This window comes from Azotobacter chroococcum (assembly GCF_004339665.1).
GTDB lineage: Bacteria > Pseudomonadota > Gammaproteobacteria > Pseudomonadales > Pseudomonadaceae > Azotobacter > Azotobacter chroococcum.
Genome location: NZ_SMMU01000001.1, coordinates 248,733 through 272,093, shown reverse-complemented (window position 1 = coordinate 272,093; position 23,361 = coordinate 248,733). Strand labels below are relative to the sequence as shown.

Here is a 23,361-nt window from a genome sequence, read left to right as displayed (position 1 = left end):
TAGCCGTTTCCTGTTCGGTGGTGTCCGCGCCGTCGGTAACGGATTCCGAGTGATCTGCGTCAGCCGCTTCCTGTCCGGCGGTGTCCGTACCGTCGCCACTGTCAGCGAAGTAGACATCGTCAGCGGCTTTGAATGATTCATCCGAGCGTTCTTCAACAACGCTGGATGGGGGGGATTTTTCGGATGCGGTTACAGTAGGTTGCTCGTAGGAGTTTTTGTGGTGGGCCGCCAGTCTATTTTTTATTTCCTCATGATCGTCGTAGACAAATCCTTTGTAACCAATCGCCATTGGAGTATCGAAAACCTGCCTTACGCCTATGTCTCCCGTTGAAGCGTGGCTTAGGGTTGTTGTTACGCCAAAGCTGTTCTCTTCGATAAGTGCTGCGCTTGATGTGTTCGTACTGTCGTTGGTGTCTGTTGGTGGTGTATATAATACCCTGGGCTCGTTGGGGTTTCTTGTTTGGCTGTATTTTCTATTGGTAAAGAACTCTCCCTTGTAGGTGATGTCAAGCTCTCTTGTGTAATATATTTGATATGGGATGAATATTTTTGTCTTGCACTGGCTGCAGACCATTTCCTTGTAGTCTTTTACTTGTTGCAGTTTTTGACTTTGCTCGGGTGGAAGGTTTTGTAGTGCATCAAGTATTTCAAATGGGTTGACCGAATAGTACCGTGCGGTGGGGATCGCTACGCTATATTCTTTTATGTTGTTTATGCCTATGCCTGCCTTGGGGAGAATTTTGGTCAGGATTGCAGTTGAGGCTTGTGACGAGTTCCCCGTGTGCTTATAGAAGTTAGGGAAGGCTATTTGCTTTAAGTGTTGATATGAGTCTGATGGATCGATAGTGTCTCTTGTGAAGCACTCTTTTGATGGTGAATATTTTTTTGTGTTGTCTTTCTGGTCTGTTTCTTTTATCTCCTTGAGCTGGCATCCATTTTCTTCTGGGGCAAGTGGCTGGGTATTGTCGTGCTGGTTGGGGATCATTTTACTGATGTTGTCGATAGGTATCCTGGCGATTCTTATTGACGTAAAGGTGCATTCATTGTTATCCAGAGTTGCATTGCAGTTTGGAGTGTAAATGTTTGCGTATATATCGCCTATGAAAAGATCCTCGCGTGGCGGGTAGATGGTGTTTATGTCGTAATCACTCATCGCTCTGGCTGGGGGAGGTGATGGCTTTACTTCATTCCCCGAGCAGCCGTGCAGCAATAGTAAGGTGCTGAGTATTATTGCTTGTTTTTTCATTGTGGTTCTCTGTGTGAGGTGGCATGTTCCTTGTTTACTGCATGATTTTCGATTGTTTTACTGCCCAACCTTCCAAGAGAATCATAGTTAATTTTCTATTTTGGGGAGCTTTGAACGGTGCTTTCCTGTTCTGGTAAGCACCGTTGGCGAGAGTCCGCACCGGACGTCTACGACGACCTGTTCAGTAGCACCGATGTGGTCCGCATCACCCAGACCGTGCGCCTCGAGCTCCACCATTGACCGGCGGGTTGCACCCGCCCTGTAGGGCAGGTGCAACCCGCCAATCGCAGGAACTGAAATGGCCACCGTCAACCCTTGGAAGAAATTCATCGGCCTGCTGCCCGGCGGCGTGCGCGCCGTCGGCACCGTGACCGCCGTCGACACCGCCAGCGGCCTCAGCACCGTCGAGCTGCGCACCGGCGTGTCGATCGCCGCCCGCGGCACCGGCGTGGCGGTGGGCAGCAAGGCCTTCGTCGTCGACGGCCAGCTCGCCGGCCCGGCGCCGGAGCTGCCGCAGTACGACATCGAAGTCTGATCGCAACCCCATCCCACCCCGAGCCCGCCGCGTGCGGGCTCTTTCGTTTCTGGAGATTCCATGACGCTATCCGAAATCCGCGCCGCGGCCATCGCCCCGGCGCTCGCGCTGCTGCCTGCGCGCATGAGCAGCCCCCAGGCTGAGGCCATGCTGCTGGCGATCGGGCTGCAGGAGTCCGGCCTTACCCATCGCCGGCAAGTCGGCGGGCCTGCCCGTGGCCTCTGGCAGTTCGAGCAGGGCGGCGGCGTGCGCGGCGTGCTGCTGCACCCGCTGAGTCGGCAGCATGCGTTGGCGGCTTGCGAGGCCCACAACGTCAAGCCATCGGCTGCCGCCGTGTATGCCGCGCTCGAGCACGACGACATCCTCGCCGCCGCCTTCGCCCGCCTGCTGCTGTGGGCCGATCCGGCGCCGCTGCCGGCGGTGGGCGAGGTGGCCAAAAGCTGGGACCTGTATGTCAGGACATGGCGGCCCGGCAAACCACACAGGAACCGCTGGGATGTCTGCTACGCGCAGGCCATGGATGCGCTGGCGGGCGAGGAGGTGCCGGCATGAGCCTGCTCGCTGCTGCCACGGCGCTGCTGCCGACCGTCGCCGGCTTGCTCGACCGGCTGATCCCCGATCCCGAGCAGAAGGCCGCGGCCCAGCTCGAACTGCTCAGGCTCCAGCAGGAGGGCGCTTTCAAGGAGCTGGACGCAGCCCTGCAGATCAACCTGGCTCAGGCGAAGATCAATGAAGTCGAGGCGGCGAGCCAGTCTGGCTTCCAGGCCGGCTGGCGGCCGCTGGCGGGTTACGTCTGCGTGGCGGGCCTGGCCTACGAGTTTCTGGTCAGGCCGCTATTGCCGTGGGTGCTGACCGTGGCCGGCGTCGCCGATGTGCCGCCGCTGCCCTCGCTCGATGCAGTGCTGTTCGAGCTGGTGTTCGGGATGCTCGGCCTCGGCACGCTGCGGACGGCGGATCGGTGGAAGCGGGTGAGTGCTATGACGAAGTGATGGGGAATTAAAGAGACTTGACGTCTGGCACCATAACATCACTATGTGCAGCGCACCGTCTGCGCCGCCTGTTTGGGCTGATAGCGGGCGTTCGTAGAGGAGGGCTGCCTGGCAGTTGCGCCCGGCTTAGTTCAAGGATCAAGGAGCGGGATGTGCTGCACGCGATCACGCACGGAAAGACGCGCCTGTATCGGCGCTACCTGGGGCATCGGGACGGCATCGAAAAGAGAGTCTCGGAAGAGGACGAAATCACTGCCCTGATCATGGGACCACTGGCTTTTCTGCCGGCAAGCGCGATTGGCGCGTTCTGGACGGCTCTTGCAAGGTGGAACAGTCCGGAGATTGAGTTCCCCGGAGGGGCAGTGACTCACGCCGAAATGCGCTTCTGGCCCAGAGCGAACAGAATCGAGCCGGATCTGCGAGTCGAACTCTTCTGGGGGCAGGAGAAGCGGTTACTGTTGGTCGAGTTCAAATGGCAAGCTCCCTTGAGTGGTGAAAACCAGCTTCACAAGCAATGGCAGGATTATCTGTCGCATGAGGAGCGGGAGCATGCGTTGCACCTCTTCATCGCCCCCGACACCAGCGAAGGCAGCAATGCATTGAGCCGGAACGATGTGTGGAAAGGGCGGTTGTTGCTGCGCTCCTGGTTCGACGTGCTCAATGTCCTTCGTCATCTCGCTGGCCCAGAGGTACCTTCCCTGAGGTGCTGGTCTTCGGAAGTGATCCGTTGCCTCGAAAAGCTGGGGATTCGCCCATTCCGAGGTTTCAAACACCTTTCTGCGCCGGAGGTTGTGCCGCAGAAAGCCGAGGTTTTCTGGAGAGGTTTCGACGGCTTTGCTCATCTGGTAGCGCCCGAGCTACCTCCGTTGAACGTCTCGCAACAAGCTTTCTTTTCCATGGCAGGAGGCCATTGTGGCTGATATCGGCAAGTCGATTTCCGAGAGCGTATCCTTCATTTCCACAGTCTGGGCAGAGTGTGACCTTCTCGCGACGTTGGTGAAGCAGGAGCTGGGCAGCTTGTTCGGTGGTGCACCGGTCAGCAAGCATTTCCAGGCTGAGGGTGACTGGATAGAGCGTTTCAAGACAGACGATCACGGCTGGGTCTATGTTGCCAGTGCGCACTCTTTACCACTCATCATCAAACCCAAGCGGAGTGTCGGTGCCTACCTGATGTTCCAGATAAGTCTCGCAGGTGATGGCATAGCTCTAGTAGGCAACGACCAGCCGCTTCTGCATGTTGGCTTCTGGAATGAGGCAGTGGATTTTGAAGAGTTCTGGATGGGCTTCCCCTTGGAGGAGGAGCCCGCCGCGTACCTGGATGAAGGAACTCTGTTCAGGTGGCCAGTTTCCGGCAAGGATTTTACTTGGTGGACTTACAGCCTCCGCCTCGCAGAGATCAACAACGTGCAGGATGTTCGGAAGATGATCGTGGAGCCTGTGAAAGCACTGCTGCTGGGTGAAAGCGTTTCGGATGCTCTCCCGCAGACGCTGCGCGGAGTTGTTCGCTACTGCCCGGTCGAGGACGAGCCCGGCCAGTATCGGGTCGTGCAGTGAGCATGAGAGCGGTGCCCGGCCTCGCTATCCTGTCCACTTGAACTCAAAACCAAGAGCCCCTGCCATCCCGGCGGGGGCTCTTTTTTTGTGCCTGCGATTCAGCGGTGGGAGCTGGAGAGGCGTTCGCCGATGGCCTGCAGCATGGTCGGCAGGAAATCGCGGTGAGCGCCGAAGGGGTTGCGGATCCAGTTCAGCAGCGATTCGGGGGTGAAGACGTCGGCTCCGCTGGGGATGGCCCGGAGCTGCGGCTCGCCCCTGTCGTCGAAGGTCAGCACCCAGCGTTTGTCGCGGATGAGCAGGGCGGCCATGTTGTCGGAGATGCGCTGGTCGGTCTCGCGGTCCCATTCCGGCAGGGTGCCGCCGGCATCGAGCACGGCCTGACGACAGCGGTCCAGGTAGTCGAAGGTGAAGTTGCGCACTTCCTGGCTCAGGCTGGCCACGGGCGGGCGCTCGGGTTCGGGCGCGGCGGTGGTGGTGGGCAGCAGGTTCAGCGCCTCGGCCAGCCAGGCGCGAAAGGGCGCCACCCGCTCGGGGTTGGCGTGCAGCAGGGCGAGTTCCAGCCCGGCCCGGCTGATGACGTTGAGCGTCTGCCGACCGACCGGGAGGGCGGCCTTGTGCTCGGGCCGCAGGTGGCGGGTGGCGACGTGGGAGTCGCGCAGGCCGACGGCGCTGGCCACGTCGGCGGCGACGAACCAGACCTCGGTGCCGACCGGCAGAATGCGGAAGTGGCGGTCGTTGTAGGTCAGGCGCAGGGGCGCGGCAGTGCCGCCGGCCGGCAGGACCGCGCGCGGCCGGACGGCCTCGCCCTGCTGCCAGTAGGCGGCGAGGGCGGCGAAGCATTCGCGCTGGTACTGCACCAGGCGCTCGCGAATCTCGGGTTTGACGCGGGAGGCATCCACGCCGAACAGCCAGCCGTTGAGGTAGTCGAGGGGGAGGCAGACGAGTTCGCGGTGTTGATCGTCGCCGGGCATCTGAATATCCATGACGGACATGCAGATCGACAGAACGGGGTGGCGCTTGATGCGCTTGAGCTGCGCTTCCCACTGGAGACCGATGGCTTCGCAGATAGGCTTCATAGCCACGAGGTGTTCGCCGGTGGTAGAGGTGAGTACGGTCAGGGAGTGGCCGTGGAAATCGACAGCGGCAAATACAGGGCTGGTATTCGGGATACTGCTCGACCAATTTGATGAGAACGGCGGCCTGGGCGTTCGGCTTGGCCTTGGCCTGTTCCCATTTGCGCAGGGCGGCGATCTCGCTCGCCGTTACTTTCGCGCTGACTTAGAAAAGCTTGGTGGTAAAAAAGTGGTAAGCAGTTTGTGCAAACACTCTGAAGCCCTTGAGTATATGGGCTTTCAATAAAAGTACGTCCAGTCCATCATCGGCGCCACGCAGAAGCGGCGGGACGGCTCAGGGCGCTTGGTTGCTGGGTTTGAGATTGATTTCAGTAGCATTTTCGGACGCCTGAGTTGATGCCGTTCTCGCCTGTTTTTGCTTATTTTGGGGATGTCGTTGCTGCAATGTGGCAACCCAAAAACATCATGTGGCCAATTGAAAATGGGCACGGTTACATCGCGGCGCTACAAGGATGGCACCACCGGTTATACGGCGCAGATCAGGATCATGCGCGATGGCGCACGAGTCTACCAAGAAAGCCAGACCTTCGGCCGGAAGCAAGCGGCCCCTGTGGTTCAACCGGCCTTCCGAATCGCTCGGTCGTGTGGCTTGTCGTTCTCCGCTGTTGCCTTCTGGTGCTGCGCATCCAGATAGCGCGCCATATCCGATGCTGGGGCTCGGAGCGCTGCGATCAGCGGATCGATGGAAGCGGATGAGTGCGATCGCGCCGAGCCGATGAGCTTGAAGCGCAATGGAGAGTGCTCAGGTGGGAGATAAATGCCCCATCCATGGGGCGTTTTCGGATACAGCGCTCAGTGGGCTTCTTCAGCCTCGACAGGATTGCTGCCGTACAGCGACCTCACCAGCGGTCCGATGGTCAGCCCCTGTACCAGGATCGAGACCAGCACCACGATATAGGTGAGGGCCAATAGCAGATCGCGCTCCGGGCCCAGGGGCAGTGCCAAGGCCAGGGCCACCGAAACCCCGCCACGCAGGCCCCCCCAGGACAGGATGCGAACGGTTCCAGGGGCCACCTGGAGCTGAGCGGACTTCAGCTGGCGGATCAGCACGATCCCAGGACCGACGGTCAGTACCCGGGCTACCAGGACGGCCCCGCCAAGCAGGATCGCTGCAGCCACATGCGGCCAGGTGAAGGGCAGTACCAGCAGTTCGAGACCGATCAGGGCAAACAGCAGGGCATTGAGAATCTCGTCGATCAGGATCCAGAAGTTATCCACGTAGCGGCGGGTTTCTTCGGACATGGCATGGCGACGACCGTGGTTGCCGATGATCAGACCGGCAACCACCATCACGATCGGTGCCGAAACGTGCAGCTTCGCCGCCAGCGACGCACCGCCGAAGACCAAGGCCAGAGTCAGCATGACCGATGGCTGGAACTCGTTGACCTTGGACAGCAGCAGGTAGACGACATAGCCCAGCAGCAGACCGAAGATAATCCCGCCGACGGCTTCCTTGAGGAATAGCAGGCTCACTTCGCCAATTGTCGGGGTATGGCCGATCATGAGGACGCCCAGCAGAATGCTGAACATCACCACGGCGGTTCCGTCGTTGAACAGCGATTCGCCGACGATGGTGGTCTGCAGCGGCTTGGGAGCGCCACTGCTTTTGAGGATGCCCATTACCGCGATGGGGTCGGTCGGCGAGATGAGCGCGCCGAACAGCAGGCAGTAAATGAAACTGACCTGCCAGCCGAACAGGGCAAAGGTGTAATAGGCCAGGCCGGCAACCACGAAAGTGGCGATCAGCACGCCGCCCGTGGCGAGAAAGGTGATCGGCCACTTGTAACTGCGCAAGTCGTCCAGATTGACATGCAGGGCGCCGGCGAACAGCAGTGCGGGCAGGAACCAGGTCATCAGAACGTCGGAGAAATCGATCCGGCGGATCATCTCCTGGATTTCCAGCTCGAGTACCGGATAGCCCAGCGCCGACAGGCCATAAGCGAGCAGCGAGAGAAGGAGGGCCCCGATCATGACTCCGATGGCCGGAGGAAGGCGGATCAGGCGGTAGTTGAGGTAGGTGAAAAGCGTCGTCAGCGCGATGAACGCCGCGGCAAGATCCAGCATCGAAAAAAACCCCTTCTGTTTGATAGCTTGCTACAGATTACTCCATATGTTCATGGGGTTTTCGACGGCAGATCAGATAAAGAAACGGCCCGGAACGGGCAGGCAGGATGGCCGGGCGCTGGACGCGGGTGACCGCAATTACGCCGAGAGCGTAGTCGGAGAGGGGGAATAGCCAGGCGGACATGGGGATTGGATCTGGAGGTCCGGAAACTGGAGGGGGACGAGGACCGTCGTCCTGTTGCGTGCCGGGTGCGAGCGCGGAAGGGATTTCCTGTATCTGTTCATCTTGTGACGGGACAGGGTGGTGGCTGTTCAAGTCTTCTTTGGGATCGGAAGTGGTCCGGCTTTGCAGAAGCTGGGCTATCAGCTCCATGAGAAGGTCCATCACCATGGCGGCAAGGATCAGATAGACCAGAGCGGCGAGCGTGAGCGTCAAAGCTCCATTCATCAGATGTGTGTCTCCAACCTGGCTTGATGGGGTGGCATGGCGAGCAAGGGAGGCGGCTCACGCTTGGTTTTGTTGCGCTACCACGGACCAGAAAAGGTCAGACACATTCAGGACAAGGCCGCTCAGCCGGCACCTTATGGCACTGGAGCAGCGGAGTTCTTGACGTGCGCCAACATTGATCGATGTCCTCGATGCAATGCGACGGAAGACGGCGTGCGGGAGTCGCCATGTCGGACGATGGTTCCGCATGGACGGCCAGGCGGTTGAAGAATGCGTGCGATAGCACACAGGTAATATCGGAATGGCGGCAAAATGATGCCATCAAAAACCTGTCGTGCTAGGAGCCGTGAAGTGGTTGATCTTTCGCACTGGAATCTGACCATTCCTGTTGGGGCCGCGATCATTCAGACCAGGCAGCTTCAGACGTATGAGTCGAAGTGGTTTGCCCGCAACACCGATGGCTCCATCACCTTCTATGCGCCTTCCTCCGGGGCAGGCATCAGAAGCACGCCGAACAGCATTTACCCGCGCTCCGAACTCCGGGAGACGCTGCCCGACGGTGCCGACAAGGAGGCCAACTGGCGCCTTGGCAGCGCCAGGGTCCACCGTCTGAGCGCAACGCTTACAGTCGACGCCTTGGCTGCCAGCAAAAAAGCGATCATCGGCCAGTTCCACGGTGCAAGCACGAAACCGCCGTTCAAATTGCAGATCACCGGCAGCACCATCTATGTGCAATACCGGCCGCAATACAACGGCGAGGAAAAGAAAGACCCCATCCTCACGGGCTACAAGCTTGGCAACAGACTGGCTTATTCGGCGGCGGTCACCAGCGACGGGGAACTGACCGTCACGGTCAACGGCGAAGTCAGGAAATACCAGTTCGACGTGGCTTCGTACCGGAGCGACAGGTGGTACGCCAAAGCCGGCATGTACAGCCAGCAGGAGATCGGCGGAGCGGGGGCCGGGAAGGCCACCTTCCATTCGCTGAGCATGACGCACAGCGACAGGACGGAAGCGTCCGAAGTAGTGCAGCAAGCGGAAAGCCAGGAGCGTCATCGGCAAAATCCGGGAGCACTTGTCCCTGTTCGAGGATCTGCTGGACGGGCCTCCGGGGAGCTTCAGCTGTGATGTATTCGATAGGCTCCAGGGGTTCTTCGTGAGCCGAATCCTTCTTATGCGAAGGCAAGGAAAGTCATAACCGCGGTCAGCCAGTTTCGCGTCTCTCTCATGCCTGGGAGAGGGGAGAAGTCCGGGCATTCCTTGAGCCCGGGTACAGTGAAACGGCTCTAGCGGCGACTGAAACAGAAAAGCCCGGAGCCCTTGTATTTATTGGGGTTCCGGGCTTTTCTCCGTCTGCATTTTTTGTGCTGCTTGACGGCAAATAGGGTGGACAACGCTTCGCCTGTCCAGCATTACTATGGCGTCGCTCCACTCAAACAACACCTGCAAGGGCTGACCCCGTGTATTCCTCCCCCTCCAAACTCCTGTTCCTTCCCGGTGCCTCCGGCAGCACGCGATTCTGGCGGCCGGCTGCCGATCTGCTCGTTCACCCGGCGCAGAAAGTCCATGTCGGTTGGCCCGGCCTGGGTTCGACACCGGCCGATCCGGACGTGACCCGCTTTGCCGATCTGGTGGCGCGTGTCGTGACCGAGATCGACCAGCCCGCGGCTCTGGTGGCGCAGTCGATGGGTGGGGTTATTGCCATGCTGGCGGCGCTTGAGCGGCCCGAGCTGGTCACCCATCTGGTGCTGACCGCGACCTCGGGCGGGGTGGATATGGAGAGCCTGGGCGCGCACGACTGGCGCCCCATGTTCGCGGAGGCCAACCTGTTCGTGCCGCAGTGGTTCATCGACTATCGCGAAGACCTGACGCCCCGGCTGGCGGAACTGCGGACGCCGACGTTGCTGCTGTGGGGCGACGACGATCCGGTCAGTCCCGTCAGTGTCGGCCAGCGCCTCGCCGCGCTGCTGCCTCGCGCCGAGCTGCACGTCTTCCCCGGCGGCGACCACCGCCTGGCCAAAATCCTCGCCGCCGAGGTGGCGCCGCTGATCGACAGGCATCTGGCCAAGGGCTGATGACCTGATTTACCTCTCCTGGTCGGCGGCGAGCGCGATCTCCACAGCCTCGCCGCCCAGCTACCGGCGCCGAATCGCTCGACCTCAAGCAGGCTCCGGCAGGACGCGTAGCTGACGGCATTTCTTCCCTGAAGTCGGTCGCTGGCGATGCTGCTCACGGCCAGAGGGCGCCGGCATGCCTGCCGCATTCACCATCTCCGGCTCGCTCGGATAAGGGCGACGAACGGTCTACCTTCAGGCTTGGGGGGTGGCTACAACTCCCGCCATGATCATCTTTTCCTTGTAAATCAGTTACTTGGAATTCATCTGTGAAGGGGGCGGCTGGAGTCGCGGCTTGGTCGGCCATCAGGAGCACCCCCTCCTTAAGCATGAGATGGCAATTATTTTATTGATCCATGTCATCCAAATGGTTAGTTTCCTCAGCAAGGGAAGCGAAACGGCGCAGACAGCGCCTCAGTAACAGGAATCGACTGGCCACGACCGCTTATCTCGTCCTCGGGGGAACCGCCATGAAAAAGTTCGGCATTCTGGCTCTGACCATCGGCATGCTCACCGTCAGCAATGTGTACGCCGCTGAAATCGTCAGCGAAGTGGGCGACGAAACTTCCGGTCAGGCCACGGGCGGTATGACTGGCATGATGGCCGGTTCCGTGGGCGGTCCGATCGGTGCCGTGGTCGGTGCAGGACTTGGCGCGGTGTTCGGCGGTTCCGGTCAGAAGGCACTGGGCGGCAGCGACCGCGCCTACATCGTGCGCACCGACAGCGGCGACCTGAAGACGTACCGCTCGCCGAACTATGTCTTCGCCCCCGGCGACAAGGTGGTGATCCACGGCAACCGTCCGCGCCCGCTTGGCTGGACGCCCGAAACTGCCGAATCCTTTCCTTATAACGGCTAACGGCTAACGGCTAACGGCTAACGGCTAACGGCTAACGGCTAACGGCTAATGGCTAATGGCTAATGGCTAATGGCTAATGGCTCAGCTGGCGGGTAGGGGGCGACGCCAGGGTTGCCCACCGTCACTGATCCCCGCGACGGGCTGACAGGTCCCGAGTTGCACATCTTCCCCCGGCGGCAACCGCGTACTCGCTGTGCCGCCACGCCTTCTCCCCCTGACGCCATCCGCTTCACTCCCGGCGGCCAGCTTTTGCCGCTGAGCTGGGGCACCATGCGCCTCGCCAGCGTCCCGATCTCGCCCGACCGGGGCATGCCGGCGGGAGCTGCTGAGCAGTGCTACACGATGCGGGTGGAGCGCTTGTGGCGGATGGGGGAGTTGAGATGGAGGCGGTATGAAGGGGAGAAACAGGAGCCTTTGTTCAACGAGGGTTCCTGCATTGGTCTGTCCATCGAGTATGGACAGACCAAACAGCCGAGACGGCGCGTTGCCGGTGATCAGTGTCTGTCGAGAGGGGCCGAACCGGGCATGAAAAGGTGGCGTTATTTTTCCACTGAACAGCTGCGGCCGCCGAAGAGCATGCGAGCAGGGCACCAACTGAGCAGCCCGGTAGCCAGGAGCATTACTCCAGCCCAAGCCCAGAGCGGACCTCCTGCGATGGCCCAGATGACCAGTGCAATGCCGATCACGATGCGAGCGATTTTTTCGATGCTGCCAATGTTTTTTTGCACGATGGGTTGTCTCTTTACGGGGTAGTAATGTTTTGTAGCAGTGTTATAGCGGTACGTCTTTTTCGGGTTCACCTCCGGGCTAAATAGGCAGCCCGAAGTTCTGCCAGAGTTTGTCTGAAAAATACTTTCCGAGGCAAATCTTGGCGCAGGCCAATGCTTAATAGCTTCGTAAATGGCGGGATGGCTCAGGGCACGTGGTTGCTGGGTTTTGAGCTTGAAGCGCGAGGACGAATCAGCCTATCAGCAAAGCCAGGCCTTCGATCGCAGGCGAGTGCCTTCGGTGCGGACCAGGCGGCGGGAGTCGGATCTGGCGGCTCCGGGGTCAGTTCACTTGCGCGGTTTGGCAGACCAGATCCAGCAGCTTGATGGCGCTGTGCCTTGTTACGGTGCGCTTGCCACGAAACGTTAGTTGGTGCAGGATTTTTCTGCTGTAAGTGCCGAGCAGCCTGTTTCGACAGGCCAACATCACAATCACGGAGACAATATGAATAATAATAGTGCCGATGTTGCTGTATACGTGCAGAAGTACAAGGGGTTCGATATGGCGGTTGAGCCGTACCGCTCCGAGCTGGGAAGGAAGTGGATTATCCGAGCCAGCGTACGTCGCGATAAAGAAGTGTTTACCTCCCGAAAGACCGATGTCGATTATTGCTGCTGTGGCCTCGATGCGGCGCGTGAGGCAGGGTTCCAGCATTGCCGCGCTCTGATCGACAGGCTGGCCAAGCATTAGTAGCAGGCATCCTCTGCTGTCACCTCCCTCTGCTTCGAGCATGAGGCTCTTGAATTTGGTCATGGTCGCGTAGCGGATGACCGGCGAGGCGAGGGCAGCAGTATCCTCCTGCCGTCCGCGGCCTGGCTCGATAGCGGTCGAGGCGAAGCCGCCTGCGAAGTCATCGATGACCAGGTCGCCGATGTTGAGTGCTGTATGTGAATGAGCGTGAAGGAGGCTGGTCATTGACCAGCCTCCTGATGAATGCGTTCCATCCGATCCAGATGCGATGACCTGCCGTGTGCTGGTGCACTGTCATTGCATGGTCGGCAGTTGCGATTGCGAGAGAGGGTTTCCGGCTATTTGCATTTGCAGATCCACCGCTATTCGAACATCCATGTTCAGAGCAGTCATCAACTTTTTAAGGGGAATGGGTCAAGTAATGCAGACTGCTCATCGAGGGCGTCATTTGCATGGCTTGCGTCAGTGCAGATCGACTTGAGCGGAATGGCGCTCCTGTTCTTTGGAGCGGGCGCTGGGTAAAACCTGGAATGGCTGGCTTTGCTCCAGCAGAGGAATGCCGAGGGTTCGCTGAATGGATAAGGAGCAGCAGGCATGGCTGTTCAAGGCGGGGTCAAAAGATTTTCAAAATATGTCTTCCTTATTGGGTGATGTCGAATTGGCATTACTGAGTGCGGGCGCCTGTTACAGTGCGCTGCATGCTGATGGACAGCATGTGGTTTGTCTTTCGTGCCCTGGCCCGCTGCCCTGATTGGGATGTTGCCGGGGTGGGTTTCGCAGATGCGAGATTGTTTGCAGATGTGTCCACCGGAAGTCTGTATCGCCAACTTCTTCGTCGTAGTGTCCGCTATGGACATGCCATGTCAGGTTTCGTCTGCGGGGCATCGATATTCGCTAAGGAAAGCCGGGATACCCTTGGATTTGGCTGGTTGTAGATGGGTTTTTGGAAGATGTTGCTTCAAAGATCGAACCGATCTGGATGAGGTATTCGCTTGCCGATGGGCACGGGTTCGAGCGCGCGAGTCGATGCATAAGTCGCAGATGGCATCCTTGACGCGCTCAGGTGGTTAATCATTAATAGCTCCATCCATCGGATAACCCGAGATTCATGGGGTTGCAGTGATATCGAACTACCGTTCGATGGTCGAATCCCCGTTACTCCCCTAGTCGAGATGCGCCCGTGTCGAACGCCTTTATCCGAAAAAGCCAATACCTGATCAAAACTCTCACCTATGTTGGCTGGTCGCTGTTCTGGCTGTTGCTCTGGGATATCTTCATCACCGTGGATTACATGCTTCTTGTGAGTCCACGCTGGAACCTCCCCTCGATGCCCCTGACGCTGCTCGGTTCGGCGCTGGTGGTGCTGACCAGCTTCCGCAATTCCAGTGCCTACAACCGCTGGTGGGAAGCGCGGACCCTGTGGGGCACCATGACCAACAACTCGCGCAGCTACGCGCGCCAGGTACTCACCCTGATCGATGACGCCTATGGCATGAATCCGGTCAAGGCCATTCTCCTGCGCCGCCATGTGGCCTATGTGAAGGCTCTGTCGGCGCACCTGAAGGGCGCGCCTTGCGGCGATGAGGTCCAGGCGCTGATCCCGGCCGAAGAGTTCGACCGCCGTCATCACACCAACAATTTCCCCAACGACATCCTCAACGGCTCGGCCGCCCTGCTGGCCAAGGAATACAAGGCCGGTCGGCTGGACAGCATGCGCCTGTCGCGACTGGAGTCCACCATGGTGGTGCTGTCCGACTGCCAGGGCGGCATGGAGCGGATCGCCAACACGCCACTGCCGTATCCCTACGTGTACTTCCCGCGCCTGTTCATCACCCTGTTCTGCCTGATCATGCCGATCGGCCTGGTGGAAACCCTGGGCTGGTACACGCCGCTGGTGTCGACGGTGGCGGGCTTCATGCTGCTGGCCATCGAACGGGTCGGCACGGATCTGCAAAGCCCTTTCCGCAACAGCGAGCACCGCATCCAGACCGAAGCCCTGTGCCAGAACATCGAGCGCAATCTGGAGTCGATGCTGCGCGATGCCACCGCGGAGCGCTCGCCCGAGCTGGTTCCGGTGGGCGGCGAGATAAAGCGCCTCTGAGGTCCGCCCGAGAAGGGCGGCTCGCTGCGACATGAAAAGAACGGGCGGGGTTTACCCCGCCCGTCGTGCTTCCAGGAGTTCGAAGAGCCCTGCCCGGCCCGCATGTTCGGGCCGGGCAGAGTGTTTCAGGCGCTCGCCTTCGGCTTGATGAACAGCCGTTCGCCGCGCGCCAGGCCGACCAGACTGTCGTGGTCCTTGACCACTTCCGCCTCGATCAGCTCGTTCTGGCCGTCGACCTTGAGGGTCACCCGGGTGATGGCGCCGAGCGGGCGGATGTCGCGCACTTCGGCGCCGTGGTATTCGGCCACCGCCTCGCGGGACAGCAGGACCTCGTGGGGGCGGAACAGGATATGTTCCTCGCCCAGATGCAGGCGGTTGGAGTCGCCGAGGAAGTGGTAGACGAAGTCGCTGGCCGGCTGCTCGTAGACCTCGCCCGGCGCGCCGATCTGCTCGATCACCCCCTTGTTCATCACCACGATGCGGTCGGCCACTTCCATGGCTTCCTCCTGGTCGTGGGTGACGAACACCGAGGTCAGGTTGATTTCCTCGTGCAGGCGTGCCAGCCAGCGGCGCAGCTCCTTGCGCACCTTGGCATCCAGCGCCCCGAAGGGTTCGTCGAGCAGCAGGATCTTCGGCTCCACCGCCAGCGCACGGGCCAGGGCGATGCGCTGGCGCTGGCCGCCGGAGAGCTGTTCGGGATAGCGGTCGGCGAGCCAGTCGAGCTGCACCATGGTCAGCAGTTCGTGGACCTTCGCGGCGATGACCTGCTCGCTCGGCCGCTCGCGCTTGGGTTTCATGCGCAAGCCGAAGGCGACGTTGTCGAACACCGTCATGTGGCGGAACAGCGCGTAGTGCTGGAACACGAAGCCGACGTTGCGGTCGCGCACGTCATGGCCGGAGACGTCCTCGCCGTGGAAGGCGATGCTGCCGCTGTCCGGGGTCTCCAGGCCGGCGATGATCCGCAGCAGGGTGGTCTTGCCGCAGCCGGAAGGGCCGAGCAGGGCGACCAGCTCGCCGCTGTGGATGTCCAGGTTGATGTCGTTGAGGGCCTGGAAGGCGCCGAAGCGCTTGCTGACGTTGCGGATTTCGATGGACATGGCTTACTCCTCGGCAGCATTGGACTTGAGGCGGGACAGACGGGCTTCGCTCCACTGCTTGAGCAGCAGGATGATCAGTGCCAGGACCAGCAGCAGGCTGGCGACGCTGAAGGCGGCGACGTGGTTGTACTCGTTGTAGAGAATCTCGACGTGCAGCGGCAGGGTGTTGGTGAAGCCGCGGATGTGTCCGGAAACCACCGACACCGCACCGAACTCGCCCATGGCGCGGGCGGTGCAGAGCACCACACCGTAGATCAGGCCCCATTTGATGTTGGGCAGGGTGACGTGCCAGAACATCTGCCAGCCGTTGGCGCCGAGCAGGCGCGCGGCTTCCTCCTCCTGGGTGCCCTGTTCCTGCATCAGCGGGATCAGCTCGCGGGCGACGAAGGGCAGGGTGACGAAGATGGTCGCCAGGACGATGCCGGGCAGGGCGAAGACGATCTGGATGTCGTGCTCCGTCAGCCACTCGCCGAAGACCCCCTGGGCGCCGAACAGCAGCACGTAGATCAGGCCGGCGATCACCGGCGAGACCGAGAACGGCAGGTCGATCAGGGTCACCAGCAGGCTCTTGCCGAGGAACTCGTACTTGCTCACGCACCAGGCGGCAGCCAAGCCGAACACCAGGTTGAGCGGCACCGAGATGCCCACGGCGAGCAGGGTCAGCTTCAGGGCGGAGAGGGCGTCGGGCTCCAGCAGAGCCTCGAAGAAGGTTCCGAAGCCGAGCTTGAGCGCCTCGCTCAGCACCACGTAGAGCGGCAGCAGGAGGAATACGGCGAACGCCAGCCAGGCGGCGGCGATCAGCAGGCGGCGGCCGAGGGCGTTGCCGCGGCGGGCGGCGTTGGCGGAGGCGGCTGCGCTCAGGGTTGTGGACGACATGGCGGCCTCCTTACGGCGTGGCGATGCGCCGCTGCAGCAGGTTGAGCGGCAGCAGCAGGGCGAAGGACACCACCAGCATCAGCACGCCGATGCTGGTGGCGCCGGTGTAGTCGTACTGGTCCAGCTTGACCATGATCAACAGCGGCAGGATCTCGGTCTTGCCCGGCATGTTGCCGGCGATGAAGATCACCGAGCCGTACTCGCCGATGCCGCGGGCGAAGGCCAGGGCGAAGCCGGTCAGCCAGGCCGGCAACAGCGCCGGCAGCAGCACGTGACGGAAGGTCTGCCAGGGGCTGGCGCCGAGGCAGGCGGCGGCCTCCTCGACCTCGCGGGGGATGTCCGCCAGCACCGGCTGCAGGGTGCGCACCACGAAGGGCAGGGTGACGAAGGTCAGCGCCAGGGCGATGCCCAGCGGGGTATAGGCGATCTTCAGGCCGAACTCGCCGGCGAGCTGGCCGACCGGCCCGGCCGGCGCGTAGAGCGCGGTCAGGGCGATGCCGGCCACCGCGGTGGGCAGGGCGAACGGCAGGTCGATCATGGCGTCGATGAGCTTGCGTCCGGGGAAGGTATAACGCACCAGCACCCAGGCCAGCAGGATGCCGATCACCCCGTTGAGCAGGGCGGCGGCCAGCGCGGTGCCGAAGCTGAGCTTGAGCGCGGCCAGCACCCGCGGGGCGGAGATCACAGCCCAGAACTCTGCCCAGCTGAGCTGGGAGGCGTGGACGAACATGGCACCCAGGGGAATCAGCACCAACAGACTGAGATACACCAGGGTGTAGCCCAGCGTCAGCCCGAAGCCGGGTATGACGGGGGATATGCGGCGGGACATGGACATCTCTCTATCGGATTGGCAGAAAGCCGAAAGCCACAAGCGGAGTTCGGCATGTCCGGCTTGTGGCTTGGCTTGTTGGGTCAAGTGCTCATTTCACCTTGTAGATCTGGTCGAACACCCCGCCGTCGTTGAAGAACTTCGGCTGGGCGGCTTTCCAGCCACCGAAATCCTTGTCGATGGTCACCAGCTCGAGGCGGGGGAACTGCTTGGCGAACTCGGCGGCGACCTTCTCGTTGCGCGGCCGGTAGAAGTTCTTCGCGGCGATGCGCTGGCCTTCCTCGCTGTACAGGTAGTTCAGGTAGGCGGTGGCCACCTCGCGGGTACCCTTCTTGTCGACGTTCCGGTCCACCACCGCCACCGGCGGTTCGGCGAGGATCGACAGCGAGGGCACGACGATCTCGAAGTTCTCTCCGCCCTGTTCCTTCAGGGCCAGGAAGGCCTCGTTCTCCCAGGCCAGCAGCACGTCGCCGATGTTGTTGTTGACGAAGGTGATGGTCGAGCCGCGCGCCCCGGTATCCAGCACCGGCACCTGCTTGTAGAGCTGTTCGACGAAGGCCTTGGCCTTGTCCTCGCTGCCGTACTTCTGCTGCGCCCAGGCCCAGGCGGCGAGGAGGTTCCAGCGTGCGCCGCCGGAGGTCTTCGGGTTCGGGGTGATCACTTCCACGCCCGGCTTGACCAGGTCGCCCCAGTCCTTGATGCCTTTCGGGTTGCCCTTGCGCACCAGGAAGACGATGGTCGAGGTGTAGGGCGTGCTGGCCTGCGGCAGGCGGCTCTGCCAGTCCTCGGGAATCAGCTTGCCGAGCCGGTACAGCTCGTCGATGTCGCCGGCCAGGGCCAGGGTCACCACGTCGGCCTTGAGCCCGTCGATCACCGCGCGGGCCTGCTTGCCCGAGCCGCCGTGGGACTGCTGGACGGTCACCGGGTCATTGCCCTCGGCCTGCCAGTGCTTGTTGAAGGCGGCGTTGTACTCCTTGTACAGCTCGCGGGTCGGATCGTAGGACACGTTGAGCAGCAGGGTCTGTGCCTGGGCGGTGGCACTCAGGCTCAGGCCGGCCAGCGCGGCGAGGGCGAAACGACGGATGGACATGGATACGACTCCTGGATGTATCGGGGGATGCGTTCTAGTTGTGTGTAGGGTCGGCGTTGGCGTGCGCTGGTGCAGGTGGCTCGTGCCCTGCCTGCCCAGTGGGGCTGGTTGCCCGGCTTCTTCTTCATTCACACCCTCCGGTCGTCCAGTCGGGTCGTTCGTTCGCCCTGGTAAATCAGGGGGTCTTGTTGGTGTTCTGGGCCTGCAGGCGGAATTTCTCCTTGCGCTCGATCTGCACGATCTGGCCGTTGTGCACGGTGATTTCCACCGCGCCGAAACGCAGGTTCTTCAGGGCGGCGTGGATTTCGCGCAGGATGTTGGCTTCGTCCTGGCCTTCGAAGCTTCTGAGGGGGGCGCTCATGGCTGTGCTCTCCTTGGATGTAATGTGCCGGCGAGCCCGTTGGCCCGGCGGCGTGGGGCGGATATTAGGGGGGAATCGAATATTCTTAAAAATACTATTTAGTGATTTTTATATATTTAATAGTTATTTATTGCTGCTCTGCTGCATAAGACAATTGGAATAAATAAATAATTTTTTATTCTTTTTTAGAATTTAAAGGGTTGCCCTAGACTGGTCTCCGTTGCCCACACGAGGAGGCCCGCAATGCCCAGCCAGACACTTCGCTACCTGATCCTGCCGGGTTGGCACGGCTCGCCCGACGAGCACTGGCAGAGCCACTGGCAGCGCACGCTGCCGAATGCCATGCGGGTCGAGCAGGCCGACTGGAACAATCCCGATCCCTTCAGTTGGGTCGCCGCGCTGGAGCGCGCAATCGCCGCCGAGCGCACCCCGGCGATCCTGATCGCCCACAGCCTCGGCTGCGTCACCGTGGCGCGCTGGGCCGCCCAGGCCCCGGGCGCCTCGCTGCAGCGGGTGCGCGGGGCGCTGCTGGTGGCGCCGGCGGACGTCGAGCGCCCCGGCTGTCACGAGCCGCTGCGCTGTTTCGCGCCGATTTCCCGCGGGCGCCTGCCGTTTCCCAGCCAGCTGGTCGGCTCGGACAACGATCCGACCGCCACGCCGGCTCGCGCCCTGGAGCTGGCCCGCGACTGGGGCTCGCTGCCGACCATCCTGCCCGGCGCCGGCCATATCAACGTGGACTCCGGGCACCACCGCTGGGAGCAGGGTTTCGCCCATCTCTACCGCCTGCAGCGGCAGATCGAGCGACTGGAGCGGCGCTGCGTATGACGCGCCCGTGCGCCAGGGAAAACCGGCGCATGCCGGGGCGCCGCCTTGCTTCACCCGACAACCGCCGATAGTCCCGGGCCTGGCCGGTCCGGAGGCCCGGTCAGGAGAACCCCCATGAATCGCCATCTTCCGCCCGGTCAGCCGCTGCTGACCTTTCCCGACGCCGACAAGAGCCCGCTGAGCATTCGTGCCAAGGCGCTGGTGTTCGTCGATCCCCGCTCGCGCCGACTGCGCGGCGAGGTGGAGCGCCTCGCTGCGACCGACTTGCCGGTGCTGATCCGCGGCGAGAGCGGTACCGGCAAGGAGCTGCTGGCCCGGCAGATCCATCGCGAAAGCGGGCGGGGCGGCCTGTTCGTCGCGGTCAACTGCGGCGCGCTCAGCCCGACCTGGGCCGAGGCCGAGCTGTTCGGCCATGCCGTCGGCGCCTATGCCGGTTCGGCCTGCAGCCGGGCCGGCTGGTTTGGTTCGGCCAACGGTGGCACCCTCTACCTGGACGAGATCGGCGACCTGCCGCTCGGCCTGCAGGGCAAGCTGCTCGCCGCCCTGGAAACCCGGGAGGTGCTGCGCGTCGGCGCGCAGCAGCCGACGCCGGTGGACGTGCGCCTGGTGGCGGCCAGCAGCGTCGACCTGGCCCAGGCGGTGGCCGCCGGCAAGTTCAGCGAACGGCTCTACCGCTATCTCGACGAGGGACGCCTGGAGTTGCCGGCGCTGCGCGAGCGGCCGGGGGATATCCTGCCGCTCGCCGAATACTTTCTCGGGGTTTATGCCCAGCGCCTGGGGCTTGACCTTCCGCAGTTCGGGGCGGAGGTCCAGCTCGCCCTGGAGCGCCATGCCTGGCCGGGCAACACCCGCGAGCTGGAGAGCGTCGTCCACTTCGCCCTGCTGGTCTGCAGCGGCGACGAGATCCTCCCGGCCCACCTCAACCTGCCGGGCGCTGCCGCGCCGTCGTACGCGCCGCTGACCATCATCGAGGAACAGCTGGCCCGGCTCGACGCCCGGGAGCGGGCGCAGCTGCAGGCCCTGCTGGCCCGGACAGGCGCTTGACGGCAAACAGGAAGGGAAATCCCCGGCGCGTCGGGTGCCGCCGGGGAAAAAGGACTCAGCGGGCGGCCGTCTGCGGCTGCCAGATCGACACCTCGCGGGCATCGACCCGCTTCGGCAGCAGGCCCTCGGCGAAGAAGGCATCGGCGATCTTCTGCTGCTCGGCCAGGCTCTCCGCCTGCACCGGGCGCACCCGGTAGCTGCGCCGGGCGTTGGCCTGCTCGACAATTTCCGGAGCCAGGTTGCCCCACAGCGGCGCGAGAATCCGCGCGGCCTCCCGGGGATTGGCGCGCAGCCAGTCGCCGGCCTTGACCAGCTCGGCGAACACCACTTCCAGCACCTGCGGATGCTCCTTGGCGAAGCGCTCGCTGGTCAGGTAGTAGCGCTGGTAGGCGGCCAGCTTGTCGCCGTCGGCCAGGGTGCGGGTCGACAGCTGGCGCTGGGCGCCGCTGAGGAACGGCTCCCAGGTCACCCAGGCGTCCACCTTGCCGTTCTCGAAGGCGGCGCGGCCGTCGGCCGGGGTCAGGTAGGCCGGCTGGATGTCGGAGAACTTCAGGCCGGCGCTGGCCAGCGCGGCGAGCAGCAGGTAGTGGCTGCCGGCGGCCTTGGTCACCGCGACCTTTTTGCCCTTGAGATCGGTCAGTCCGCGCAGCGGCGCGTCGGCGCGCACCAGGATCGCCTGGGCGGCCGGCGACGGCGCCTCCTGGGCGAAATAGGCGAGATGGGCGCCGGCGGCCTGGGCGAATACCGGCACGGTGTCGGCGACGTCGGCGGACAGGTCGAGGTTGCCGACGTTGAGCGCCTCCAGCAGCGGCTGGCCGCTGGCGAACTCGTGCCAGCTGAGACGGATGTCCTGGGCGGCCAGGGCCTTCTCCAGGGTGCCGCGGGCCTTCAGCAGGGCGATCAGGGTGGAGGACTTCTGGTAGCCGATGCGCAGCTCGGTTTCTGCCTGGGCGGGCAGGGCGGCGCACAGCCCCAGGGCGAGGCCGAGACCGAGCAGGGCGCGGCGACTGAGGGGGATGAACGGGGGCATGACAGACCTCGTGGATGCGCTTCCGGTCACCGTGAGGAACCGGAACGACTGAACTTCGAAAGGGAAATGCGGGAAGTCCGGTGGTCCGGTCGTTGAAAACTAGATGATTTAAAAAGCTGTCTGCAAATACCTTTATGGAATTGAATTATGCCGGCACTGCTCGATAGTTTGGTTATAACAAAGTGAAAAATAATTCTTTTTAGGGATAAAAGATTTCCCTTAGATTGCACGTCCAGCCGACAGCGGATCACCGCACCGAGCCCGATCGTGGGGCTCCCTTCTCACCAGCAACCTCCTCGCAGCGTTCGCCGGCCCGAGCCCCAGCCATGCATTCCAAGAATTTCGAACAGGCATCTGGAGCATCGAGCATGAACAAGTCTTACCTGGCCCTGGCGGTCGTCCTCGGCGGGGCTGCGCAGCAAGCGGGCGCTGCCGGGTTCTTCGAGGACAGCAAGGCCACCCTGGGGCTGCGCAATTTCTACTTCAACCAGGACAACCGCGATGGCGCAGCCCCTCCGTCCAAGCAGGAGGAGTGGGGCCAGGGCTTCATCCTCGACTACAAGTCCGGCTACACCCAGGGTCCGGTCGGCTTCGGCGTCGATGCCCTCGGCCTGGTCGGCGTCCGCCTCGACTCCGGCAAGGGCACTCACTACAACCCGACCAGCGCCAACAACAGCGGCCAGCTGTTCCCCACCGAAAGCGACGGCCGCGCCGTGCACGAATACGGCAGCCTGGGACTGACCGCCAAGGTGCGCTTCTCCAAGACCGAGGCGCGCCTGGGCACCTTCCTGCCCAAGCTGCCGGCGGTGACCCACAACGACGGCCGTCTGCTGCCGCAGACCTTCGAGGGCGCACAGGTGACCAGCAACGAGATTTCCAACCTGACCCTGACCGGCGGCAAGTTCGAGCGCGCCAAGGGCCGCAGCTCGACCAACAGCGACAGCCTGTCCATCGCCGGCGCCAACAATGCCAAGACCGGCCAGTTCAGCAACCAGTTCTACTTCGCCGGCGCCGACTACAAGCTCGGCAAGAACCTCCTGCTGCAGTACTACTACGGCAACCTGGAGGACTTCTACGTGCAGCACTTCGTCGGCCTGCAGCACGACTGGAAGCTGCCGGTGGGCCTGCTGAAGACCGATCTGCGCTACTTCAACAGCGACTCCGACGGCAAGAACGCCAGTGCCTCCGGACGTGCCGAGGGCTATCGCAGCAGCGGCTACTGGTCGGCCGGCGACCGCGACCGGGGCGAAGTCGACAACCGTGCCTGGAGCGCCAAGTTCACCTACCTGCTGGACGCCCACGAACTGAGCTTCGGTGTGCAGCGGCTGTCCGGCAACAGCGACTTCCCGGTGCTCAACCAGGGCGACGGCTACACCGCCTACCTGATCACCGACAGCCAGATCAACAAGTTCCTGCGCGCCGGCGAGCGCACCTGGCGGGCCAGCTACGCCTACGACTTCGCCAAGCTCGGCGTGCCGGGCCTGAAGGCCTCGGCGGTCTACCTGTCGGGCGACAACATCGACACCAATGGCAGCGACGCCAGCGAATGGGAGCGCAACCTGCGCCTGGACTACGTCGTGCAGGGCGGCCTGTTCAAGGGCGTCGGCTTCTCCTACCGGCACGCCACACTGCGCAGCGACGTGGCCACGCAGCGCAGCCTCGACGAAAACCGCTTCTACGTCACCTACAGCCTGCCGCTGCTCTGACGGT

26 protein-coding genes are annotated in these 23,361 nt (G+C 62.2%); 14 read left to right on the top strand and 12 right to left on the bottom strand.

Features of this window, described 5'->3' with window-relative positions; genetic code table 11:
* The coding region (locus EV691_RS01235) for a hypothetical protein (protein ID WP_165901247.1) at positions 1-1,246 on the bottom strand (1,246 nt) is incomplete at its 3' end.
* 298 nt (positions 1,247-1,544) lie between these two features.
* Here EV691_RS01235 and EV691_RS01230 point away from each other — a divergent pair.
* From EV691_RS01230 to EV691_RS01210, 5 genes are all read left to right on the top strand, one after another.
* Entirely contained in the window at positions 1,545-1,781 is a 237-nt protein-coding gene (locus EV691_RS01230) for a hypothetical protein (protein WP_039803513.1), read from the top strand.
* A gap of 60 nt (positions 1,782-1,841) precedes the next feature.
* The gene (locus EV691_RS23690) at positions 1,842-2,333 is read left to right on the top strand and encodes a hypothetical protein (protein ID WP_131297872.1); all 492 of its coding nucleotides are present in this window, start codon (positions 1,842-1,844) and stop codon (positions 2,331-2,333) included.
* Complete coding sequence (locus tag EV691_RS01220; protein WP_131297873.1) at positions 2,330-2,770, top strand: holin family protein; 441 nt, start codon at positions 2,330-2,332, stop codon at positions 2,768-2,770. The genes EV691_RS23690 and EV691_RS01220 overlap by 4 nt, the downstream gene beginning before the upstream one ends.
* A 152-nt stretch (positions 2,771-2,922) precedes the next feature.
* Complete coding sequence (locus EV691_RS01215; protein ID WP_131297874.1) at positions 2,923-3,690, top strand: hypothetical protein; 768 nt, start codon at positions 2,923-2,925, stop codon at positions 3,688-3,690.
* Complete coding sequence (locus EV691_RS01210) at positions 3,683-4,324, top strand: hypothetical protein (protein WP_131297875.1); 642 nt, start codon at positions 3,683-3,685, stop codon at positions 4,322-4,324. The genes EV691_RS01215 and EV691_RS01210 overlap by 8 nt, the downstream gene beginning before the upstream one ends.
* Positions 4,325-4,422: 98 nt before the next feature.
* On the opposite strand, the gene EV691_RS23535 is transcribed toward EV691_RS01210, so the two are convergent.
* Positions 4,423-5,406 carry a phage antirepressor N-terminal domain-containing protein gene (locus EV691_RS23535; RefSeq protein WP_131297876.1) on the bottom strand — a complete coding sequence of 328 codons (984 nt, stop codon included), beginning with the start codon at positions 5,404-5,406 and terminating at the stop codon, positions 4,423-4,425.
* Positions 5,407-5,428: 22 nt separating this feature from the next.
* Here EV691_RS23535 and EV691_RS23530 point away from each other — a divergent pair, with 22 nt between their 5' ends.
* Complete coding sequence (locus tag EV691_RS23530; protein ID WP_207390168.1) at positions 5,429-5,683, top strand: hypothetical protein; 255 nt, start codon at positions 5,429-5,431, stop codon at positions 5,681-5,683.
* A gap of 566 nt (positions 5,684-6,249) precedes the next feature.
* Here EV691_RS23530 and EV691_RS01190 read toward each other — a convergent pair.
* Both EV691_RS01190 and EV691_RS01185 read right to left on the bottom strand, forming a co-directional pair.
* Positions 6,250-7,521 (bottom strand): cation:proton antiporter, encoded by a 1,272-nt coding sequence (locus EV691_RS01190; RefSeq protein ID WP_131297877.1) that lies wholly within the window; start codon positions 7,519-7,521, stop codon positions 6,250-6,252.
* Positions 7,522-7,558: 37 nt separating this feature from the next.
* Positions 7,559-7,957 carry a hypothetical protein gene (locus EV691_RS01185; RefSeq protein WP_243649656.1) on the bottom strand — a complete coding sequence of 133 codons (399 nt, stop codon included), beginning with the start codon at positions 7,955-7,957 and terminating at the stop codon, positions 7,559-7,561.
* A gap of 363 nt (positions 7,958-8,320) precedes the next feature.
* Between EV691_RS01185 and EV691_RS01180 the strand changes: the two genes are divergently transcribed.
* The 3 genes from EV691_RS01180 to EV691_RS01170 all read left to right on the top strand — a co-directional run bounded on the left by EV691_RS01180 (position 8,321) and on the right by EV691_RS01170 (position 10,940).
* Positions 8,321-9,097, top strand: a complete 777-nt coding sequence (locus EV691_RS01180; RefSeq protein WP_131297879.1) for a polysaccharide lyase family 7 protein — start codon at positions 8,321-8,323, stop codon at positions 9,095-9,097.
* Positions 9,098-9,429: 332 nt separating this feature from the next.
* Positions 9,430-10,044, top strand: a complete 615-nt coding sequence (locus EV691_RS01175; RefSeq protein ID WP_131297880.1) for an alpha/beta fold hydrolase — start codon at positions 9,430-9,432, stop codon at positions 10,042-10,044.
* 509 nt (positions 10,045-10,553) lie between these two features.
* A complete protein-coding gene (locus tag EV691_RS01170; protein WP_131297881.1) occupies positions 10,554-10,940 on the top strand; it encodes a hypothetical protein in 387 nt (128 codons plus the stop codon).
* Positions 10,941-11,479: 539 nt separating this feature from the next.
* On the opposite strand, the gene EV691_RS01165 is transcribed toward EV691_RS01170, so the two are convergent.
* Both EV691_RS01165 and EV691_RS23525 read right to left on the bottom strand, forming a co-directional pair.
* Positions 11,480-11,668, bottom strand: coding sequence for a YgaP family membrane protein (locus EV691_RS01165; RefSeq protein ID WP_131298185.1), 189 nt, complete (start codon positions 11,666-11,668; stop codon positions 11,480-11,482).
* A gap of 322 nt (positions 11,669-11,990) precedes the next feature.
* Complete coding sequence (locus EV691_RS23525) at positions 11,991-12,623, bottom strand: hypothetical protein (protein WP_207390169.1); 633 nt, start codon at positions 12,621-12,623, stop codon at positions 11,991-11,993.
* 349 nt (positions 12,624-12,972) lie between these two features.
* Here EV691_RS23525 and EV691_RS23210 point away from each other — a divergent pair, with 349 nt between their 5' ends.
* Positions 12,973-13,149, top strand: a complete 177-nt coding sequence (locus EV691_RS23210) for a hypothetical protein (RefSeq protein WP_165496529.1) — start codon at positions 12,973-12,975, stop codon at positions 13,147-13,149.
* A gap of 429 nt (positions 13,150-13,578) precedes the next feature.
* Complete coding sequence (locus tag EV691_RS01155) at positions 13,579-14,499, top strand: bestrophin family protein (protein ID WP_131297882.1); 921 nt, start codon at positions 13,579-13,581, stop codon at positions 14,497-14,499.
* A gap of 125 nt (positions 14,500-14,624) precedes the next feature.
* Here the strand turns inward: EV691_RS01155 and EV691_RS01150 are convergent, their stop codons facing one another.
* From EV691_RS01150 to oscA, 5 genes are all read right to left on the bottom strand, one after another.
* Positions 14,625-15,596 carry a sulfate/molybdate ABC transporter ATP-binding protein gene (locus EV691_RS01150; RefSeq protein ID WP_039803532.1) on the bottom strand — a complete coding sequence of 324 codons (972 nt, stop codon included), beginning with the start codon at positions 15,594-15,596 and terminating at the stop codon, positions 14,625-14,627.
* 3 nt (positions 15,597-15,599) lie between these two features.
* A complete protein-coding gene (cysW, locus tag EV691_RS01145) occupies positions 15,600-16,472 on the bottom strand; it encodes a sulfate ABC transporter permease subunit CysW (RefSeq protein WP_131297883.1) in 873 nt (290 codons plus the stop codon).
* A 10-nt stretch (positions 16,473-16,482) separates the two neighbouring features.
* A complete protein-coding gene (gene cysT, locus EV691_RS01140) occupies positions 16,483-17,301 on the bottom strand; it encodes a sulfate ABC transporter permease subunit CysT (protein WP_131297884.1) in 819 nt (272 codons plus the stop codon).
* Positions 17,302-17,392: 91 nt separating this feature from the next.
* Positions 17,393-18,391 (bottom strand): sulfate ABC transporter substrate-binding protein, encoded by a 999-nt coding sequence (locus EV691_RS01135; RefSeq protein ID WP_131297885.1) that lies wholly within the window; start codon positions 18,389-18,391, stop codon positions 17,393-17,395.
* A gap of 175 nt (positions 18,392-18,566) precedes the next feature.
* Complete coding sequence (oscA, locus tag EV691_RS01130) at positions 18,567-18,752, bottom strand: sulfur starvation response protein OscA (protein WP_131297886.1); 186 nt, start codon at positions 18,750-18,752, stop codon at positions 18,567-18,569.
* Positions 18,753-18,995: 243 nt separating this feature from the next.
* Here oscA and EV691_RS01120 point away from each other — a divergent pair, with 243 nt between their 5' ends.
* Together EV691_RS01120 and EV691_RS01115 are read left to right on the top strand one after the other, a co-directional pair.
* A complete protein-coding gene (locus tag EV691_RS01120) occupies positions 18,996-19,577 on the top strand; it encodes an RBBP9/YdeN family alpha/beta hydrolase (RefSeq protein WP_131297888.1) in 582 nt (193 codons plus the stop codon).
* 114 nt (positions 19,578-19,691) lie between these two features.
* Positions 19,692-20,621, top strand: a complete 930-nt coding sequence (locus EV691_RS01115) for a sigma 54-interacting transcriptional regulator (RefSeq protein WP_131297889.1) — start codon at positions 19,692-19,694, stop codon at positions 20,619-20,621.
* A 55-nt stretch (positions 20,622-20,676) separates the two neighbouring features.
* Here EV691_RS01115 and EV691_RS01110 read toward each other — a convergent pair whose 3' ends face one another.
* The gene (locus EV691_RS01110) at positions 20,677-21,651 is read right to left on the bottom strand and encodes an aliphatic sulfonate ABC transporter substrate-binding protein (protein WP_131297890.1); all 975 of its coding nucleotides are present in this window, start codon (positions 21,649-21,651) and stop codon (positions 20,677-20,679) included.
* A gap of 368 nt (positions 21,652-22,019) precedes the next feature.
* Between EV691_RS01110 and EV691_RS01105 the strand changes: the two genes are divergently transcribed.
* Positions 22,020-23,357, top strand: a complete 1,338-nt coding sequence (locus EV691_RS01105; RefSeq protein ID WP_131297891.1) for an OprD family porin — start codon at positions 22,020-22,022, stop codon at positions 23,355-23,357.
* Positions 23,358-23,361 lie beyond the last annotated feature (4 nt).